Origin of the sequence: Agromyces binzhouensis, from assembly GCF_004135055.1 — a bacterium.
Lineage (GTDB): Bacteria > Actinomycetota > Actinomycetes > Actinomycetales > Microbacteriaceae > Agromyces > Agromyces binzhouensis.
Map to the genome: position 1 here is coordinate 1 of NZ_SDPL01000833.1, position 512 is coordinate 512.

The window sequence follows — 512 nt, forward strand, 5'->3', positions numbered from 1 at the left end:
CTCGGCGGCGGCGATCCGCTCCGCCTGCGCGGCGAGCTCCCGCTCCGCGGCGGCGGCCGCCTCCTCGGCGGCGATGCGTTCGGCGATCGCGAGGTTCTCCGCGGCCTGCGCTTCGAGGCGTGCCGCGAGCTCGTGCTCGTGGAGGATCCGTTCCTGCGCGGCGACCTCGCGCGCCGTGACGCCCGTGCGGACCTCCTCGGGCGCCTCGGCCGTCTCGGCGAGGATCCGGAGGGTCTGCTGCAAGCGCACCGCGTTGCGCTCGGTGGCGAGGTACTGGCGTCGGCGGAGCCAGCTCGGGAGCAGGTAGGCGATCCAGAGCGTCGCGGCGACCGCCACGAGTACGCCACCGCCGATCGGATCCATGGCACCACGCTAGGTCACCGGACGCTGCCGGTCCCACTCGCCGTGGGGCGTGTCAGCGATCCCCCACCCGAAGGGGGGTGCGGGCGGCCTCGCGATCCGCGGCCGGGATCGACGCGGCGGCCGTCGGCGCGCGCCCCTCGCGCCACCGC

The 512-nt window shown here is 76.6% G+C and carries 1 pseudogene; it reads right to left on the minus strand.

The window, feature by feature from the left end:
- Positions 1-363 (minus strand): annotated as a pseudogene (locus tag ESO86_RS18435) (hypothetical protein); the annotation flags it as partial.
- Between the last annotated feature and the right edge of the window lie 149 nt (positions 364-512).